The organism is Acidihalobacter aeolianus (assembly GCF_001753165.1).
Taxonomy (GTDB): Bacteria; Pseudomonadota; Gammaproteobacteria; order DSM-5130; family Acidihalobacteraceae; genus Acidihalobacter; species Acidihalobacter aeolianus.
Genome location: NZ_CP017448.1, coordinates 1,807,530 through 1,823,129, shown reverse-complemented (window position 1 = coordinate 1,823,129; position 15,600 = coordinate 1,807,530). Strand labels below are relative to the sequence as shown.

The following is a 15,600-nucleotide window of genomic DNA, read 5'->3' as shown; positions in this document are numbered from 1 at the left end:
GTTAAAGGCCGCGCTGGGCGGCGATGGCGGCGGCGATGGCGGCGGCCATTTCCCGCGTGGAGCGTTTGAGGGAATAGTCCGTCAACTCGGGGTGCGCCTCCACGAAGCCGGTGTCGAAACTGCCCCGCTGGAAAGCGGACGTTCCCAGTATCTGCAGATGATAGGGGATCGTGGTTTTCACGCCATAGACGCCGATGTCGTTGAGCGCGCGCCGCCCGCGTCGCAGTAGTGCGTCCCAGTCCTGTGCCCAGATCACCAGTTTCGCGAGCATCGAATCGTAATGCGGCGGTATGTAGTAGCCCGTGTAGATCGCGCCGTCCGTGCGCACGCCCGGGCCGCCGGGGGCGAAATACCGGGTGATGCGGCCGAAGCTGGGCAGAAAGTCGTTCTGCGGGTCTTCCGCATTGATACGGAATTCGATGGCAAAGCCGTTGCGGCGAATCTCGCTCTGCTTGAAGGGCAGGGGCTGGCCATTGGCGACGCCGATCTGGGCTTGCACGAGATCGATGCCGGTGATCATTTCCGTCACCGGATGTTCGACCTGCAGGCGGGTGTTCATCTCCATGAAGTAGAAGCTGCCGTCGTGGTCAAGCAGGAATTCCACCGTGCCGGCATTGCTGTAGCCGACAGCCTGTGCGGCGCGCACGGCCAAGTCGCCGACGTATGCGCGTTGTGCTTCGTCGAGCTGTGGGGATGGCGCGATCTCCAGGAGTTTCTGGTGGCGGCGCTGGATGGAGCAGTCTCGTTCGAACAGGTGGACCACATGGCCGTGCCTGTCGCCGAGTATCTGCACCTCGATATGCCGGGGGTCGACGACGGCCTTCTCCATGAAAATCTGCGCCGAACCGAAGGCCTTGGTGGCTTCGGACAGGACCCGATCGTAGTGGCGTCGCAGGTCGCTGGAATTGTCGCAGCGGCGGATGCCGCGACCACCGCCACCGTTGGTGGCCTTGAGCATGATGGGATAGCCGATGTCGTCGGCTAGAGCGAGCGCTTCGTCGATGCTGCCGAGATTGCCTTCGCTGCCGGGAACCACGGGTACGCCGGCCGCGATCATGGCCGCCCTGGCCGCCAGCTTGTCGCCCATGCGTTCGATGACGTCGGCATCCGGGCCGATGAAGACGATGCCGCTGGCCGCGCACTGACGTGCGAAATCCGCATTCTCCGACAGGAAGCCGTAGCCCGGGTGGATCGCATCGCAGCCGGCGGCGCGCGCCAGGTTCACCATGCGATGGACGCTCAGATACCCGGATTGGCTGTCGGGGCCGATGTAATAAGCCTCGTCCGCCTTCTTGACGTGGAGTCCGTGGCGATCGGCATCGGTATACACCGCCACCGAGGTAACGCCGAGTTCGGCGCACGCACGAATGATGCGCACGGCGATTTCGCCACGATTGGCAATGAGGATTTTTCTGATCATGGCAGCACGTCGCGAATGCGGAATGTGGGTGCCGCCCTGCGCGGCGGATGTCTTTGTAGTATCCCAGCAAGCAGGGTGGCGGGCAACAAAGGTGCTGTGATCGTGCGCCAAGTGCGATCCATGATTGCCGCGAATCGGGTAGGCGTGGTGTGATTTGGGCTAGACTCGTGACTCGGTACGGCTCTGCGCGGGAATATGTACATGGAGTTCGGGGTGGCGGCTGGATAGGTTTGCCAAGGGCACTGCTTGATGCTGCGAGTACGTCCATGCCGTACTTTGACACCGTGCTCGGAAATTCAGTAAAATTGCCGGCTTATGTCCGATAGGCTGGCTCAGCGCATAGACCCCTTCAAGGCCGCTGATCAAGGGCGGGTTTTGCAGGGGCGCGTGCCGGTCGACCAGCTGCATCGTCTGTGCGAGGCGCTTGCGGACAAGCTTGGCGAGATAGACGCCTCTTTCGAGTTCGAGCGTGATAATGCAGGACGCGCCTTTGTGGTTCTGGATTGCCGGGGGGCGGTGAATCTGCGCTGCGAACGCTGCCTCGGGGCATTTCGACGCGAAATAGCTCTGCATCAGCGTATGCCTCTGGCCGATGCGCGTTTTGGGATCAAGGACGCAGACGAGGATGTGGTTTCGGTAGGCGAAGACGGATTGTTCATGCGGGATTTGATCGAGGATGAAATCCTGCTCGCGCTACCGTTGATCCCGCGTCATGCCACGATTGAGGCGTGTGATCCGGATGCTGCAGCCTGGCTTGTGAAAGATGGGAATGAGAAGTCGGAAGGTTTGCAGGCGGATAGTGCCTCAGGACCTTTCGGCGTATTGCGAACATTGAAAGACAAAGACTAGATCTTTTTGGAGATATTACGATGGCTGTTCAGCAAGGACGTACCACCCCCTCGCGTCGCGGCATGCGCCGTTCGCATGACGCACTCAAGTCCCCGGCGCTTTCGGTCGATCCGACGACGGGTGAGACGCATCGGCGCCATCACATCACGCCGGACGGTTTTTACCGCGGTCGCCAGGTCATCAAGCCCGAAGCGGTGCCCGAAGAATAATTGCCTTACCGCCGTTTTTACCGGAGTGACGTGGCGTCGCAATGCATGCGGCGCCCCGGAGGCCCTGCATGACGCGCATGATCACGATCGCCCTTGACGCCATGGGCGGCGACATTGGGCCCTCGGTGACAGTGCCGGCTGCCGTCGAGACGGTGGCCCGGCATGACGACTTGGCCCTGATTCTCGTTGGCGATGAACAGACTCTTCGCGCAGAGCTTGCGCAGGCGGGCGCTACGGAGGGCGAGCGCGTGCGCATTCTGCATACGACTCAAACCGTAGGCATGGACGAGCCACCTGCGCAGGCCTTGCGCGGCAAGAAGGACTCTTCCATGCGCGTGGCCATCAATCTGGTCAAGGACGGTGGGGCTCAGGCCTGTGTCAGTGCAGGCAATACCGGTGCCCTGATGGCCACTGCCAAATACGTGCTCAAGACCTTGCCGGGCATCGATCGACCGGCGATCTGCACAACCATTCCTGCGGTCAAGGGGCATACCTACGTGCTGGACCTGGGCGCCAATGTCGACTGCTCGGCCGAACAGCTCTATCAGTTCGCCGTGATGGGCTCGGTACTGGTTGGGGCAGTGGATAATCGGCCGCGGCCGCGCGTGGGTCTGCTCAACATCGGTCAGGAAGACATCAAGGGCAACGATCAGGTGCGCGGTGCGGCACAGTTGATCGAGGCCAGCGATCTCAACTACATCGGGTTCGTCGAAGGGACGGATATCTTCCTCGGCGATGTGGATGTGGTCGTGTGCGACGGATTTGCCGGAAACGTCGCTTTGAAGACGATGGAAGGCGCCTCGAAAACCATCGCCCACTTTCTCCGCGAGGAGTTTCATCGTTCCTGGCTCACCCGGTTGTCGGGATTGTTCGCCATGCCGGTGCTCAATGCGCTCAAGCGGCGTATCGATCCGCGCAAATACAACGGCGCCAGCTTTCTCGGGCTCGGTGGCATCGTGGTGAAGAGCCATGGTTCTTCGGATGCCGTCGCCCTGCAGACCGCGATCGAAGTGGCCCGCCTCGAAGTCGAAAAGGCCGTGCCCGCACGCATTGACAGCCAGCTTGAAGCACTCCTCGCCAGGCGCGCCACCGCATGACGCCCTACGCCCGCATCACGGGCACGGGCGGCTATCTGCCGACACGCGTGCTGAGCAATCACGACCTCGAGCGCATGGTCGATACCACGGACGAATGGATCACCGAGCGCACCGGTATCAAGAAACGGCATATCGCCGAGCCTGACGAATCCACTTGCGATCTCGCGGAGGCTGCGGCACGGCGTGCGCTCGAGATGGCCGGGCGGCGTCCAGACGAAGTCGATTTGATCATCGTAGCGACCACCACCCCGGACCGTATCTTTCCCAGCACCGCCTGCCTGCTGCAGGCTCGGCTAGGTGCGAACACCGGGGCACCTGCCTTCGACATCCAGGCGGTTTGCACCGGATTTGTTTATGCCTTGGGTGTAGCCGACAAGTTCATCCGTACCGGCAGTGCACGTTGTGCGCTGGTGATCGGTGCAGAGACCTTTTCGCGCATCCTTGACTGGACCGATCGCACGACTTGCGTGCTGTTCGGGGACGGTGCCGGTGCCGTGGTCCTGGAAGCCGACTACGAGGCGGGTATTCTGTCGACCCACCTGCATGCGGATGGCCGCTACGAGTCCCTGCTCAACGTACCCTACGGCATTTCCGAGGGGCAGGATCGACTGATCGCCGGCGAGGGCAAGGTGAGGATGCGCGGCAGCGAGGTGTTCAAGATCGCGGTCAACACATTGGGGCGCATCGTCGACGAAAGCCTGACCGCCAATGGACTGGACAAGTCGGATATCGACTGGCTGGTGCCGCACCAGGCAAACATCCGCATCATCAACGCGACGGCACGCAAGCTGAGCATGCCCATGGACCGGGTCGTGGTCACGGTCGATCAGCATGGGAATACTTCGGCGGCCTCGGTGCCTCTGGCCTTCGATGTTGCCGTTCGCGACGGACGCATTCGACGCGACGAACTGGTGCTGATGGAAGCCTTCGGTGGCGGTTTCACCTGGGGATCGGCCGTTCTTCGTTTCTAGGGATGATGCCGCTCCTCCGGCAGCATTCAGCAAACTTTTCGAGGGCAATCCGGTGCCGATGGAAATCGAACGGAAGTTCCTGGTCGTTTCTGATGCCTGGCGGGCGCAGGCCGCGGGCAGCAAGCGCTACAGACAAGGATACCTGGGCGGTGTGGAAACGAGTTCGGTGCGTGTGCGCGTGTCGGATCACGATGCCTATCTGAACATCAAGGGCGCCACCCTAGGCGTGAGCCGGCTCGAATACGAGTATCCGATACCGCTGGCCGAGGCCCATGAAATACTGGACTGCCTCTGCCGCAAGCCGCTGATCGAAAAGACCCGCTATTTCGTGGACCATGCCGGACATCGTTGGGAGGTCGACGTCTTCGAGGGCGATAACGCGGGCCTGATCGTGGCGGAGATCGAACTCGAGTCCCCGGATGCAGCCTTCGCCCGGCCCGACTGGGTGGGTGATGAGGTTTCCGACGATATCCGGTACTACAACGTGAGCCTCGTCGAACATCCGTTCAAAGCCTGGGCGAACCCGCCCTTGTCGCGGTCGTGAGCGCGCGGATATACGATTCCGCCTGCCGCCGCTGCCCACGGCTGGCGGATTTCCTGGATCGGGTAAGCGTGCGCCACCCCGAGTATCACAATGCTCCGGTCGCGCCTTTCGGCGATGCGGCGGCACGTTTGTTGATCGTGGGTCTCGCGCCGGGCATGCACGGTGCCAACGCGACGGGCAGGCCGTTTACCGGGGATTACGCCGGCATCCTGCTGTATCGGATGCTGGAACGGTACGGTTTTTCGAATCTTGCCGAGGTCAGTGGCGCGGACGACGGTCTGTGGTTGACCGATTGCCGGATCACCAATGCCGTGAAATGCCTGCCGCCCGAGAACAAGCCGGTGACCGCCGAGATCGTCGCCTGCAATGCCTATCTGGGTGCCGAGCTGAGTAGCCTCGCGTCTGGGGCGATGGTGCTGGCCCTGGGCGGAATCGCGCACAAGGCCGTGTTGCGCGCGCTCGGACTGAAGCAAAGCGGATATCCCTTCGCCCATGGCGTCGAGTATGCTCTGCCGGGAAATCTGCAGATGCTGTCTTCCTATCACTGCAGCCGTTACAACACGCAAACGGGGCGCCTGACGGAAGCGATGTTCGATGCGATCGTGGGGCGTGCCCGCGCATATCTCGATGGACAAGGGTGAATCCACCAGTTTCGACGCCGCAGGTTTCCTCAAGAACCTGACTCACCGTCCGGGCGTGTACCGCATGCTCGGTACAGGGCAGGAGCTGCTCTACGTCGGCAAGGCGAAGGATCTCAAGAAGCGGGTATCCAGCTACTTTCGCAGTCGTCTGCCCAGCCCGCGGATTCGCGCGATGGTGGCGCAGATCGTGACCATGGAGGTCACGGTCACGCATACCGAGGCCGAGGCGCTGCTGCTGGAAAACAGCCTCATCAAGGCCCATCGCCCCCGCTATAATGTGTTGTTGCGCGATGACAAGAGTTATCCGTATATCTTTGTTTCACAAGGTGAAGATTATCCGAAGATCGGCTTTCATCGCGGTCCGCGCAAGGCCATGGGGCGCTATTTCGGGCCCTATCCCTCCGCCCAGGCCGTACGCGACACGCTGAGTACGCTGCAGCGCCTGTTCCGGGTGCGACAGTGCGAGGACAGTTTTTTCGCCAATCGTTCTCGCCCCTGTTTGCAGTATCAGATCAAGCGCTGTACCGCACCTTGCGTGGGCTATATCGAAGCGCGCGAATACGGTGAGGATATCGCCCGCGCAATCCGCTTTCTGGAAGGGCATTCCGACGATCTGATCGCGGAACTGGTGGCCGACATGGAACGCGCGTCGGCTGAACTGGCCTTCGAGCGTGCAGCACGCTATCGCGATCAGATCGACACGTTGCGCCAGATCAGCGAGCGCCAGTACGTCACGACCGATGGCGCGGGGGATATCGATCTGGTTGCGCTGGCGCGATCAGGCAATCATGCCTGCGCGCAGGTGTTCAGCATCCGCGGCGGGCATAATCTAGGCAACAAGGCCCTGTATCCACGAATTCCGTCCGACATGGAGGCGGACGAGGCGATGCAGGCCTTCCTCGAGCAGTATTACCTCGATCGAGAAACTCCGGCGGAAATCATCGCCACGCCCGCACCCTGCGATCCGGAAGTGCTCGCCCAGGTGCTTACCCAGCAGGCAACGCGCAAGGTGGCCGTCAGCAGCACGGTGCGAGGTCAGCGTGCGCGGTGGCTGGCCATGGCCATGCAGAACGCCACACAGGCCCTGCAGGCGCGCGAGGCAAACCGTCTTACCACCGAGCGTCGCCTGGAGGCCCTGCAGGAGGTTCTGGAACTCGCCCAGACGCCCGGGCGCATCGAATGCTTCGACATCAGCCACACCCGGGGCGAATCCACGGTCGCGTCCTGCGTCGTGTTCGGCAGCGAGGGTGCGATCAAATCCGATTACCGGCGTTTCAATATCGAGGGCATCACGCCGGGAGACGACTACGCGGCCATGCACCAGGCACTGACGCGCCGTTACACCCGGCTGAAGTCTGAGGACGCGCAATTGCCCGATATCCTGTTGATCGATGGCGGCCGCGGTCAGGTGCACGAAGCCGAGCGTGTTCTGGAGGAACTGCAGATCAGCGACGTCGCGGTCGTCGGCATCACCAAGGGGGAGGGGCGTAAGCCGGAACTTGATACGCTGACCTTGAGTCGTCGGCAGGCCCCCGTTAGACTGCCTTCGCACCATTTGGCGCTGCATCTGGTGCAGCAGATCAGGGACGAGGCACATCGTTTTGCGGTCAGCGGGCATCGCCAGCGCCGCACCAAATCACGCACGACATCGCCATTGCAGACTATCCCGGGATTGGGGCCCAAGCGTCGCCAATCGCTGCTCAAGCATTTTGGTGGACAGCGCGGGGTTGCCAGGGCGGGGGTCGAGGAACTGGCCAAAGTGCCGGGTGTTAGTCGGCATCTCGCCGAACAGATATATGAACACTTTCATGGCGATGCAGGATGACCTTCAATATTCCCATCATGCTGACACTGCTGCGGATCGCCTTGATCCCGGTGTTCATTCTCATATTCTACTTGCCCTGGCACTGGGGGCCTCCGGTCAGTGCGCTGATATTCCTGCTCGCCGGCATCACCGACTGGGCTGACGGTTATCTCGCCCGGCGCTGGAATCAGACCTCGAGGTTCGGTGCCTTTCTCGACCCGGTGGCAGACAAGCTGATTGTGACCGCAGCCCTGGTCATGCTGGTCGAACAATATTCGACGGCGTGGTTGACGGTGCCTGCCATCGTTATCATCGGGCGTGAGATCACGGTTTCCGCCTTGCGCGAATGGATGGCCGAGGTAGGCGAGCGCAGCAAGGTGGCGGTTGCCTTTATCGGCAAACTGAAGACCGCGACGCAGATGGCGGCCTTGGTCCTGCTGCTTTATAAATGGCCCTTGCTCGGCGTGGATCTGCGCTGGATAGGCTTGGGATTGCTCTATGTGGCAGCATTCTTCACTCTGGCATCGATGTTCAAGTATCTTGCCGCCGCCTTGCGTGCATGAAGCCGTGCAGCAAATGTGCTCGCCGAGTTCATGTGCACCCGTTGACGGCTTTGAGGTAATGCCCTATAAATGCGCCCCCCGAACGTGAAATCGCCATGGAGCAGTCTTTCCAGACGGTTTCCGAAACGTGGTTGACATAAAAAAATCGGGTGGATAGGATTGTCGCCCTCCGCGGGAATAGCTCAGTTGGTAGAGCACAACCTTGCCAAGGTTGGGGTCGCGAGTTCGAGTCTCGTTTCCCGCTCCAGATTTCCTGAAAACCCCGGCTCCGCCGGGGTTTTTCGTGTCAGCGCCGATGATGCTATCATCCGGCGCAACCCAAGGCTGGGTGGCAGAGTGGTTATGCAGCGGCCTGCAAAGCCGTGTACGCCGGTTCGATTCCGACCCCAGCCTCCAAAAATTCTGCAACACCGTTCAATACCGGCCCGGATGGCGAAACTGGTAAACGCAGGGGACTTAAAATCCCCCGGCTCTGGCCTTGCCGGTTCGATTCCGGCTCCGGGCACCATCGTTCGAACGGTTCGCTTGGTCGATCCTTGCCATGGGGGTGTCTGATGGGTCTAGGACCGGTCATGCTGGATATCGAAGGCACATCGCTCACGCCAGAGGCGCGGGAACGGCTGGCACATCCGCGCACCGGTGGCGTCATCCTGTTCACCCGCAATTTCGAATCGATAGCGCAGCTGCAGGCGCTGACTGCGCAAATACACGCTCTGCGCGATCCGCGCCTACTGATCGCCGTGGACCACGAGGGTGGGCGGGTTCAGCGCTTTCGCGATGGGTTTACCCGCTTGCCGCCGGCGGCCTCGCTGGGACGCGCTTACGACGCAGATCATCAGTGCGGGATCGATCTGGCGGAACAGGCAGGCTGGCTGATGGCTGCGGAGCTGCGCGCGGTCGGCGTCGACTTCAGTTTCGCCCCGGTGCTGGATCTAGCGCATGGCGTAAGCGGCGTGATTGGCGACCGTGCCTTCCACCGGCGCCCGGAATCCGTTGCAGCCTTGGCCCAGGCCTATGTCCGGGGCATGCGACGTGCGGGCATGCAGGCTGTCGGCAAGCATTTTCCGGGTCACGGAGCCGTACGTGAGGATTCCCACCTGACCCTGCCGGTCGACGGGCGTGAAATGGCCGAAATAGAAGCCCACGACCTGCGTCCTTTCGCCATGTTGGCGGATACACTGGCCGGGATCATGCCTGCGCACGTCGTATACACCCAGGTGGACGAACTGCCTGCCGGTTTTTCACGCTTCTGGCTCCAGGAGATACTTCGCCGGCGTCTGAGATTCTCGGGGGCGATTTTCAGCGATGACCTCGGCATGGCCGGGGCGGAATTCGTAGGCGATTACCCTCAGCGTGCGCGTGCCGCACTCGCAGCCGGCTGCGACATGCTCCTGGTGTGCAATCATCCGGAAGGCGCAGCGGAGGTGCTTGCCGAGTTGGAGGCCGCGGAGACCGATCCCGTGGCCCAGGTCCGACTGGCGCGGATGCGCGGGCAGGGGCATGTCGACGGACTGGCCGGTGTGCAGCAGCTGCCGGCGTGGAAAGCGGCCGTGGATGCCCTACGCGGTCTGGCCGAATTTCCCGATGCCGAATTGAATGTTTGAACGAACGCCACGACGGGCAGCCGACTGAACGGACGGGTTAGGGCATGGATTGGACGGCGGCTTTTCAGCGTGTCTACGGGTTTCTCCAGCGTCACGAGATGACGGGCTGGATGCTCGAGGTGTTTCTCGTCGTCTGTGCGGCCGCAGCAGCCAATATGGTGCTCGCAAGAATCCTGGAGCGCCTGGGCAGGCAGACCGCGAGAACGCGCAACGTCTGGGACGATGCGTTGATCGAAGCCGCCCGTCGGCCGCTGCGATTGCTGATCTGGGTGGTCGGCATCGGTTTTGCCGGCGAGATCATTCGTCACGATACCGGCGCTGCGCTGTTTTCCGCGGTGCCGGCCCTGCGCACACTGGGCGTGATCGGCGCGCTCGTCTGGTTCGTCGTGCGCCTGATCAGCGAACTGGAAACGAGCCTGGTCGCAGAGCGACAGGCGCGCGGGGAGTCCATCGATCTCACGACGGCCAAGGCCCTGGCGCGGCTGTTGCGCGTTTCGGTGCTGATTACCGGTTCGCTGATCGCTTTGCAGAGCCTGGGATTCAGCATTTCCGGGGTGCTTGCCTTCGGCGGCATCGGTGGTATCGCGATCGGCTTTGCCGCAAAGGACATCCTGGCGAATTTCTTCGGCGGGCTGATGCTGTATCTCGACCGGCCGTTCGCCGTCGGCGACTGGATCAGTTCGCCGGACCGCGACATCGAAGGCACGGTCGAGGACATCGGATGGCGGCTCACGCGCATCCGCCGTTTCGACAAACGCCCCGTGTACGTTCCCAACTCGATGTTCGCAAGCATGGCGGTGGTCAATCCTTCGCGCATGACGCACCGGCGAATCTACGAAACCGTGGGTATTCGCTACGACGACCTCGCCGTGCTTGGCCGCATCGTCCAGGCGGTGGAAACGATGCTGCGCGCACGCCAGGATATCGACACCGAGCAGACGCTGATGGTGTATTTCAACGGATTCCGCGATTCCTCGTGCGATTTCATGATCTATTGCTTCACGCGCACCACGCAGTGGGCCGAATACCTGGCCGTCCGCCAGGCGGTGATGCTGGAGATCGCCGAGATCGTCGAACGGTACGGTGCCGAGATCGCCTTCCCCACACGCACGCTGCATATTGCCGGCCCCGTCGCGATGCAGGCGGGGGAGGGGGCATGAAACGTCCACGCATCGGACTTGCTCTCGGCAGCGGTTCCGCACGTGGCTGGGCGCATATCGGCGTGATCCGCGCGCTCAGGGCGCATGGCATCGAGCCCGATGTCGTCGCAGGTACCTCGATCGGGGCCCTGGTCGGTGCGGCCATGGTCACCGATGCCCTGGAGCCCTTTGGGGATTGGGTCGAGCGGCTGACGTGGCGCGAAGTGGTGGGCATGCTGGACGTGCGTTTCAACGGCGGCCTGATCAACGGCGAGCGTCTGCTGGATGCGCTAGAGTCGATGATCCCGGAGCGGAGCATCGAGGATTGCGGCGTGCCCTATGGCGCAGTGTCGACCGACCTCGCCAGCGGCAACGAAATATGGCTGCGCGAAGGCTCCATCCTTGCCGCGGTTCGCGCTTCGATCGCCTTGCCCGGCCTGTTCGCGCCTGCCGAGCGCGACGGCCGTTGGCTGGTCGATGGGGGGTTGGTCAATCCGGTGCCGGTTTCTCTGTGCCGGGCGCTGGGCGCGGAGGTGGTCATTGCCGTCGATCTCAATTCCGACCTGCTGCGGCGGCATGCGATTCCGGATCCGCTGTCGCCTGTCGAGAGAGATGTGAGTCCGTCCGATGAAGAAGAGGAAGGCGGTGGGCTTTGGTTGCGCCAGCTGACGCGTCTGTTGAGTCGTCAGGGCGGCAAAAAACGCGATATCGAATGGCCGTCGATCCTGGAGGTGGTGGCCCGCAGTCTCAACATCATGTCGATACGCATCACGCGCAGCCGGATGGCTGGCGATCCACCCGATGTGCTCCTCTCGCCCAGGCTCGCGCATATCGGACTGATGGAATTCCATCGGGCGAAGGAGGCCATCGAGGCCGGTCGGGAGGAGGTCGAGCGCAGCCTGGCCGAACTCGACGGACTGGCCGGACTCGGTCTGAACGAGCATTTGCCGGACGCTTGACGCACGTAAATATTAGTGAACGCTAAAGGTGGCAAAGCCCTGTGGGCATGCCTATAATGCCGCCTCCTTTGTGATCCACTTATGGAGTGACCCCATGGCTGACAAGCTGTTGATCGTGATGGTGAACACCGACCCCTCGAACCCGTCGGAACTGGGCGCGCCGTTCTTCCAGGCCACCGTAGCCGCGGCGATGGAGTATGAAGTCGAAGTGATCCTGACCGCCCGTGCCGGCGAGCTGGCCAAGACCGGCGTGGCCGAGAAGCTGTTCGTGCAGGAAGGCAGCGACAAGTCGGTCTACGATTTCATCAAGGACGCCCACGAAGCGGGCGTGTCCTTCAAGGTCTGCACCCCGACCCTGGATCTGTGGGGCAACGATCTGATTCCCGAGATCGAGGAAACCGTTGGCGGCGCCTACGTGATCAGCGAGGCGATGGACGACGACACCGTCACCTTCACCTACTAAGGAGACGACCATGGGCGGCACAGCACCCGACAATCGGACCGTGCCGTCCACGGGGCCGGGTCCCGAGGACGCGGCCCGTGTTCTGCGCGAGTCCGACTGCATCTACGATGCCGCAGCCGTGGCCGGCGCGCTCGATTCCCTCGCCGGTTCGATAACCCAGGCTTACGGGGATATTAACCCTCTGTTGCTAGTCGTCATGACCGGCGGTTTCGTATTTGCGGGGCAGCTGCTGACGCGGCTGAATTTTCCTCTGCAGGTCGACTATCTTCATGCCACCCGCTATCGCAGCGGCACCCGTGGACACGAGGTCGAATGGCGCGTTGCGCCTAAAATCTCACTGCAGGATCGCCACGTGCTGGTGATCGATGACATTCTCGACGAAGGTCATACGCTCCATGCGGTGCTCGGTAGTTGCCGTGATGCAGGTGCCGCCAGCGTCAAGACGGCGGTATTGGTCGAGAAGCTGCATGACCGCAAGTACCAGGGTATCAAGGCCGACTTCTCCGGACTCGACGTCGAGGATCGATACGTGTTCGGTTATGGCCTCGACTATCACGAATATCTGCGCAACGCGCCTGGCATCTACGCGGTTCCGGACAGTTTGCTCGCGGAAGACGCATGACGAACGTTGCAATTATCGGCGGAACCGGCCTGACGCGCCTGAGTGGGCTCGAAATCATCCATCGCGAGGTCATCCACACCCCTTACGGAGAACCTTCGGGGCCGGTGACCCACGGACATCTTTTCGGACGTGAGATCGCCTTCATTCCTCGTCACGGCCCCGGACACACGATCCCGCCGCATCAGGTGAACTACCGGGCCAACCTGTGGGCGTTGCAGCACATCGGCATCACCCGGGTCATCGCCGTTGCGGCGGTAGGCGGGATTACCCCGGAAATGAAACCTGCCCGGCTGGCGATTCCAGATCAGATCATTGACTACACCTGGTCGCGGGCACATACCTATTTCGAGGGTAGTCTCAGCCAGGTGACCCATGTCGATTTCACCGAGCCCTACGATAGAGCGCTGCGCAGCGCGATGATCGCGGCCTGCGATTCGGCCAAGCTTGGACAGATGAACAACGGGACTTACGGCGCGACGCAGGGGCCGAGACTCGAATCGCGTGCCGAAATCGACCGCATGTCGCGCGACGGTTGCGATCTGGTCGGAATGACTGGCATGCCTGAAGCGGGGCTGGCGCGCGAGTTGGAACTCGCCTACGCCACCTGTGCCGTCGTTGCCAACTGGGCGGCTGGCCGCGGTCCCGATGCGACGATCACCATGGAAGAGGTCGGCCGCAACCTGGATGCGGGCATGAGCGACGTGGCGCGCATGCTCGAGGCTCTGATGCCGCTGCTCTAGCGGCTTGCAAACCCTGAATTGTCGCTGTGCGTTTCTCCGGTGCGGGGATGCCCGGGGTGCCAGATCTCAGGATGCAGTTCCGCGTCGATTTTCCAGGGACCGGGAACGCCTTCGCGTGCGCAATGCTTCGATAGCAGGGTAACGAAGTCGTTGCGCGCAAGCGGACGTGCGCCGAGCGAGCGCAGGTGTGGCGTGTCCTGCTGACAGTCGATCATCGCGAAATCCCAAGCCTCCAATTGTGCGGCCAGGACGGCCAGGGCCGCTTTGGAGGCGTCGGTCTCTCGGCTGAACATGGACTCGCCGAAGAACACGCGGCCGAGTGCGATGCCGTAGAGCCCGCCCACCAAGCGACCTTGGGCATCCCGGATTTCGACCGAATGGGCATGACCCAGACGGTGCAGCCGTCGGTAGGCGAGCTGCATTTCAGGGGTGATCCAGGTTCCGGGCGCCCCATGTCGTGGCGCCGCACACTGCGCGATGACGCTGTCGAAGTCCTCGTCGACGGTATAGGTGAAGTGTCCCTGCCGCAGGGTCTTGCGCAGGCTGCGGTGCAGCCTGAACTCGCGAGGGAAAAGCACGGCACGCGGGTCCGGCGACCACCACAGGATCGGTTGACCGGCTTCGTACCATGGAAAGATGCCATGACGATAGGCGTTGAGCAGGCGAGCGGGCGACAAATCGCCGCCCGCGGCGAGGAGGCCGTCGGGTTCCTCAAGAGCGTTGCCGACGGGCGGGAAGGGTTGATCCGGGGTGCCCGGGTCGAGCCAGGCCAGTGGCTTCACTCCCCGGCCTCAGGGGTGTCGCGGTACGGGGAGTGCGCCATCAGTTCGGTGCACTCGCGTTCCATCAGACTCTGCTCGTGGCGACAGAAGCGTTCCAGCTGCACGCGGAATTCCGGGTCTGCGATCCAGTGCGCCGACCAGGTCCGGGTCGGCAGGAAGCCGCGCGCGATCTTGTGCTCGCCCTGGGCACCCGGTTCGAAGCGGCTCAGGCCTTCGGCGATGCAATAATCGATTCCCTGGTAGTAGCACGCCTCGAAATGCAGGTCCTCGACGGTTTCCCGACAGCCCCAGTAGCGCCCGTATAGCGTGTCGGCGCCGCGGAAGTTCACCGCGCCGGCCAGCCATTCGCCATCGCGGCGCGCCATCACCAGGACAAAGCGCGGTCCCAGCGCGCGTGCCACCGTGCGGAAGAAATCGAGGCCGAGGGTGGGCACGCCCATATGCCGCTCGAAGGTGTTCAGATAGAAGCCGTGAAACGCTTCGATGATGTCGTCATCGAGTTCGTCGCCATGCAGCACGTGCAGGCTGACACCCTGTTCGGCTACGCGTCTTCGCTCGCGCTGCACCTTCTTGCGTTTGCGCGAGCTGAAGGCCGCGAGAAAGTCGGCAAAGTCGGCGTAGCCGCGGTTCTCCCAGTGATACTGACAGCCGAGACGGCGCATCAGTCCGTGCGATCCCAGACGTTCGGTTTCGGTTTCCGGCGTGAACAGCCAGTGCATGCCGGACAGGTGGTTGTTGCGCGCGAATTCGATCGTCTGCGCAATCATCAAGTCCGCCAGTGCATCCGGGTTCGGTGCGTCTAGCCGGACCAGCAGACGGCTGCCGGTGGCCGGGGTGTACGGAATGGACGAAACGAGCTTCGGGTAGTAATTCTTGCCGTTGCGCTCGTAGGCGCCAGCCCAGGCCCAGTCGAACACGAATTCGCCGTAGGAATTGGTCTTGGCATAGAGCGGTGTGGCAGCCAGCAGGCGACCGCCGTCATCGGTATCGCGAACCAGCAGGTGATAGGGGTGCCAGCCATAAGGCTGCAGGCAATCGGTGGTTTCAAGCGCGTGCAGAAAGGCGTGGCTGAGAAACGGGTTGCGGTCGCCGCCCAGCGCATCCCAGGCGTCCGCATCAACGTCACCCAGTCCTTGCTGAATGCTGATTTCGAGCGCCACGCGATCCTCCGCGGGCCGTGCCGGTCAGGACCG

Annotated in this window: 17 protein-coding genes and 3 tRNA genes; 17 read left to right on the top strand and 3 right to left on the bottom strand. The window is 62.3% G+C overall.

Annotated features, from left to right (window positions below; genetic code table 11):
• Window position 1: 1 nt before the first annotated feature.
• On the bottom strand, window positions 2-1,420 hold the full coding sequence (locus BJI67_RS08375; RefSeq protein ID WP_070072643.1) for an acetyl-CoA carboxylase biotin carboxylase subunit: 1,419 nt from the start codon (window positions 1,418-1,420) through the stop codon (window positions 2-4).
• Window positions 1,421-1,807: 387 nt separating this feature from the next.
• Here BJI67_RS08375 and BJI67_RS08370 point away from each other — a divergent pair, with 387 nt between their 5' ends.
• The 17 genes from BJI67_RS08370 (at window position 1,808) to BJI67_RS08290 (ending at window position 13,625) form a co-directional block, all read left to right on the top strand.
• Complete coding sequence (locus tag BJI67_RS08370) at window positions 1,808-2,269, top strand: YceD family protein (protein ID WP_197512918.1); 462 nt, start codon at window positions 1,808-1,810, stop codon at window positions 2,267-2,269.
• Window positions 2,270-2,289: 20 nt separating this feature from the next.
• The gene (rpmF, locus tag BJI67_RS08365) at window positions 2,290-2,478 is read left to right on the top strand and encodes a 50S ribosomal protein L32 (RefSeq protein ID WP_070072641.1); all 189 of its coding nucleotides are present in this window, start codon (window positions 2,290-2,292) and stop codon (window positions 2,476-2,478) included.
• Window positions 2,479-2,546: 68 nt separating this feature from the next.
• Window positions 2,547-3,575: a phosphate acyltransferase PlsX gene (gene plsX, locus BJI67_RS08360; RefSeq protein WP_070072640.1), complete on the top strand. Its 1,029-nt coding sequence runs from the start codon at window positions 2,547-2,549 to the stop codon at window positions 3,573-3,575.
• A complete protein-coding gene (locus tag BJI67_RS08355; RefSeq protein ID WP_070072639.1) occupies window positions 3,572-4,546 on the top strand; it encodes a beta-ketoacyl-ACP synthase III in 975 nt (324 codons plus the stop codon). Before plsX ends, BJI67_RS08355 begins: the two co-directional genes overlap by 4 nt.
• Before the next feature lie 58 nt (window positions 4,547-4,604).
• Complete coding sequence (locus tag BJI67_RS08350; protein ID WP_070072638.1) at window positions 4,605-5,090, top strand: CYTH domain-containing protein; 486 nt, start codon at window positions 4,605-4,607, stop codon at window positions 5,088-5,090.
• Window positions 5,087-5,731 carry a uracil-DNA glycosylase gene (locus BJI67_RS08345; protein ID WP_197512916.1) on the top strand — a complete coding sequence of 215 codons (645 nt, stop codon included), beginning with the start codon at window positions 5,087-5,089 and terminating at the stop codon, window positions 5,729-5,731. The genes BJI67_RS08350 and BJI67_RS08345 overlap by 4 nt, the downstream gene beginning before the upstream one ends.
• Window positions 5,685-7,556, top strand: coding sequence for an excinuclease ABC subunit UvrC (uvrC, locus tag BJI67_RS08340; RefSeq protein ID WP_331712254.1), 1,872 nt, complete (start codon window positions 5,685-5,687; stop codon window positions 7,554-7,556). Before BJI67_RS08345 ends, uvrC begins: the two co-directional genes overlap by 47 nt.
• Window positions 7,553-8,098, top strand: coding sequence for a CDP-diacylglycerol--glycerol-3-phosphate 3-phosphatidyltransferase (gene pgsA, locus BJI67_RS08335; protein WP_070072636.1), 546 nt, complete (start codon window positions 7,553-7,555; stop codon window positions 8,096-8,098). The genes uvrC and pgsA overlap by 4 nt, the downstream gene beginning before the upstream one ends.
• A gap of 171 nt (window positions 8,099-8,269) precedes the next feature.
• Window positions 8,270-8,345, top strand: a tRNA-Gly gene (locus BJI67_RS08330).
• 75 nt (window positions 8,346-8,420) lie between these two features.
• A tRNA-Cys gene (locus BJI67_RS08325) sits at window positions 8,421-8,494 on the top strand.
• Between the two features lie 27 nt (window positions 8,495-8,521).
• Window positions 8,522-8,606, top strand: a tRNA-Leu gene (locus tag BJI67_RS08320).
• Between the two features lie 46 nt (window positions 8,607-8,652).
• Window positions 8,653-9,702: a beta-N-acetylhexosaminidase gene (gene nagZ, locus BJI67_RS08315; RefSeq protein WP_070072635.1), complete on the top strand. Its 1,050-nt coding sequence runs from the start codon at window positions 8,653-8,655 to the stop codon at window positions 9,700-9,702.
• Window positions 9,703-9,746: 44 nt separating this feature from the next.
• Entirely contained in the window at window positions 9,747-10,862 is a 1,116-nt protein-coding gene (locus BJI67_RS08310; RefSeq protein WP_083250763.1) for a mechanosensitive ion channel family protein, read from the top strand.
• Complete coding sequence (rssA, locus tag BJI67_RS08305) at window positions 10,859-11,800, top strand: patatin-like phospholipase RssA (RefSeq protein WP_070072633.1); 942 nt, start codon at window positions 10,859-10,861, stop codon at window positions 11,798-11,800. Before BJI67_RS08310 ends, rssA begins: the two co-directional genes overlap by 4 nt.
• 94 nt (window positions 11,801-11,894) lie before the next feature.
• Window positions 11,895-12,263 carry a DsrE family protein gene (locus tag BJI67_RS08300; RefSeq protein ID WP_070072632.1) on the top strand — a complete coding sequence of 123 codons (369 nt, stop codon included), beginning with the start codon at window positions 11,895-11,897 and terminating at the stop codon, window positions 12,261-12,263.
• Window positions 12,264-12,273: 10 nt separating this feature from the next.
• Window positions 12,274-12,885 carry a hypoxanthine-guanine phosphoribosyltransferase gene (locus tag BJI67_RS08295; RefSeq protein ID WP_083250762.1) on the top strand — a complete coding sequence of 204 codons (612 nt, stop codon included), beginning with the start codon at window positions 12,274-12,276 and terminating at the stop codon, window positions 12,883-12,885.
• Complete coding sequence (locus tag BJI67_RS08290) at window positions 12,882-13,625, top strand: S-methyl-5'-thioinosine phosphorylase (protein ID WP_070072631.1); 744 nt, start codon at window positions 12,882-12,884, stop codon at window positions 13,623-13,625. The genes BJI67_RS08295 and BJI67_RS08290 overlap by 4 nt, the downstream gene beginning before the upstream one ends.
• On the opposite strand, the gene aat is transcribed toward BJI67_RS08290, so the two are convergent.
• Window positions 13,622-14,407 (bottom strand): leucyl/phenylalanyl-tRNA--protein transferase, encoded by a 786-nt coding sequence (aat, locus tag BJI67_RS08285; protein WP_070072630.1) that lies wholly within the window; start codon window positions 14,405-14,407, stop codon window positions 13,622-13,624. The genes BJI67_RS08290 and aat overlap by 4 nt on opposite strands.
• A complete protein-coding gene (locus tag BJI67_RS08280) occupies window positions 14,404-15,567 on the bottom strand; it encodes a GNAT family N-acetyltransferase (RefSeq protein ID WP_070072629.1) in 1,164 nt (387 codons plus the stop codon). Before BJI67_RS08280 ends, aat begins: the two co-directional genes overlap by 4 nt.
• Between the last annotated feature and the right edge of the window lie 33 nt (window positions 15,568-15,600).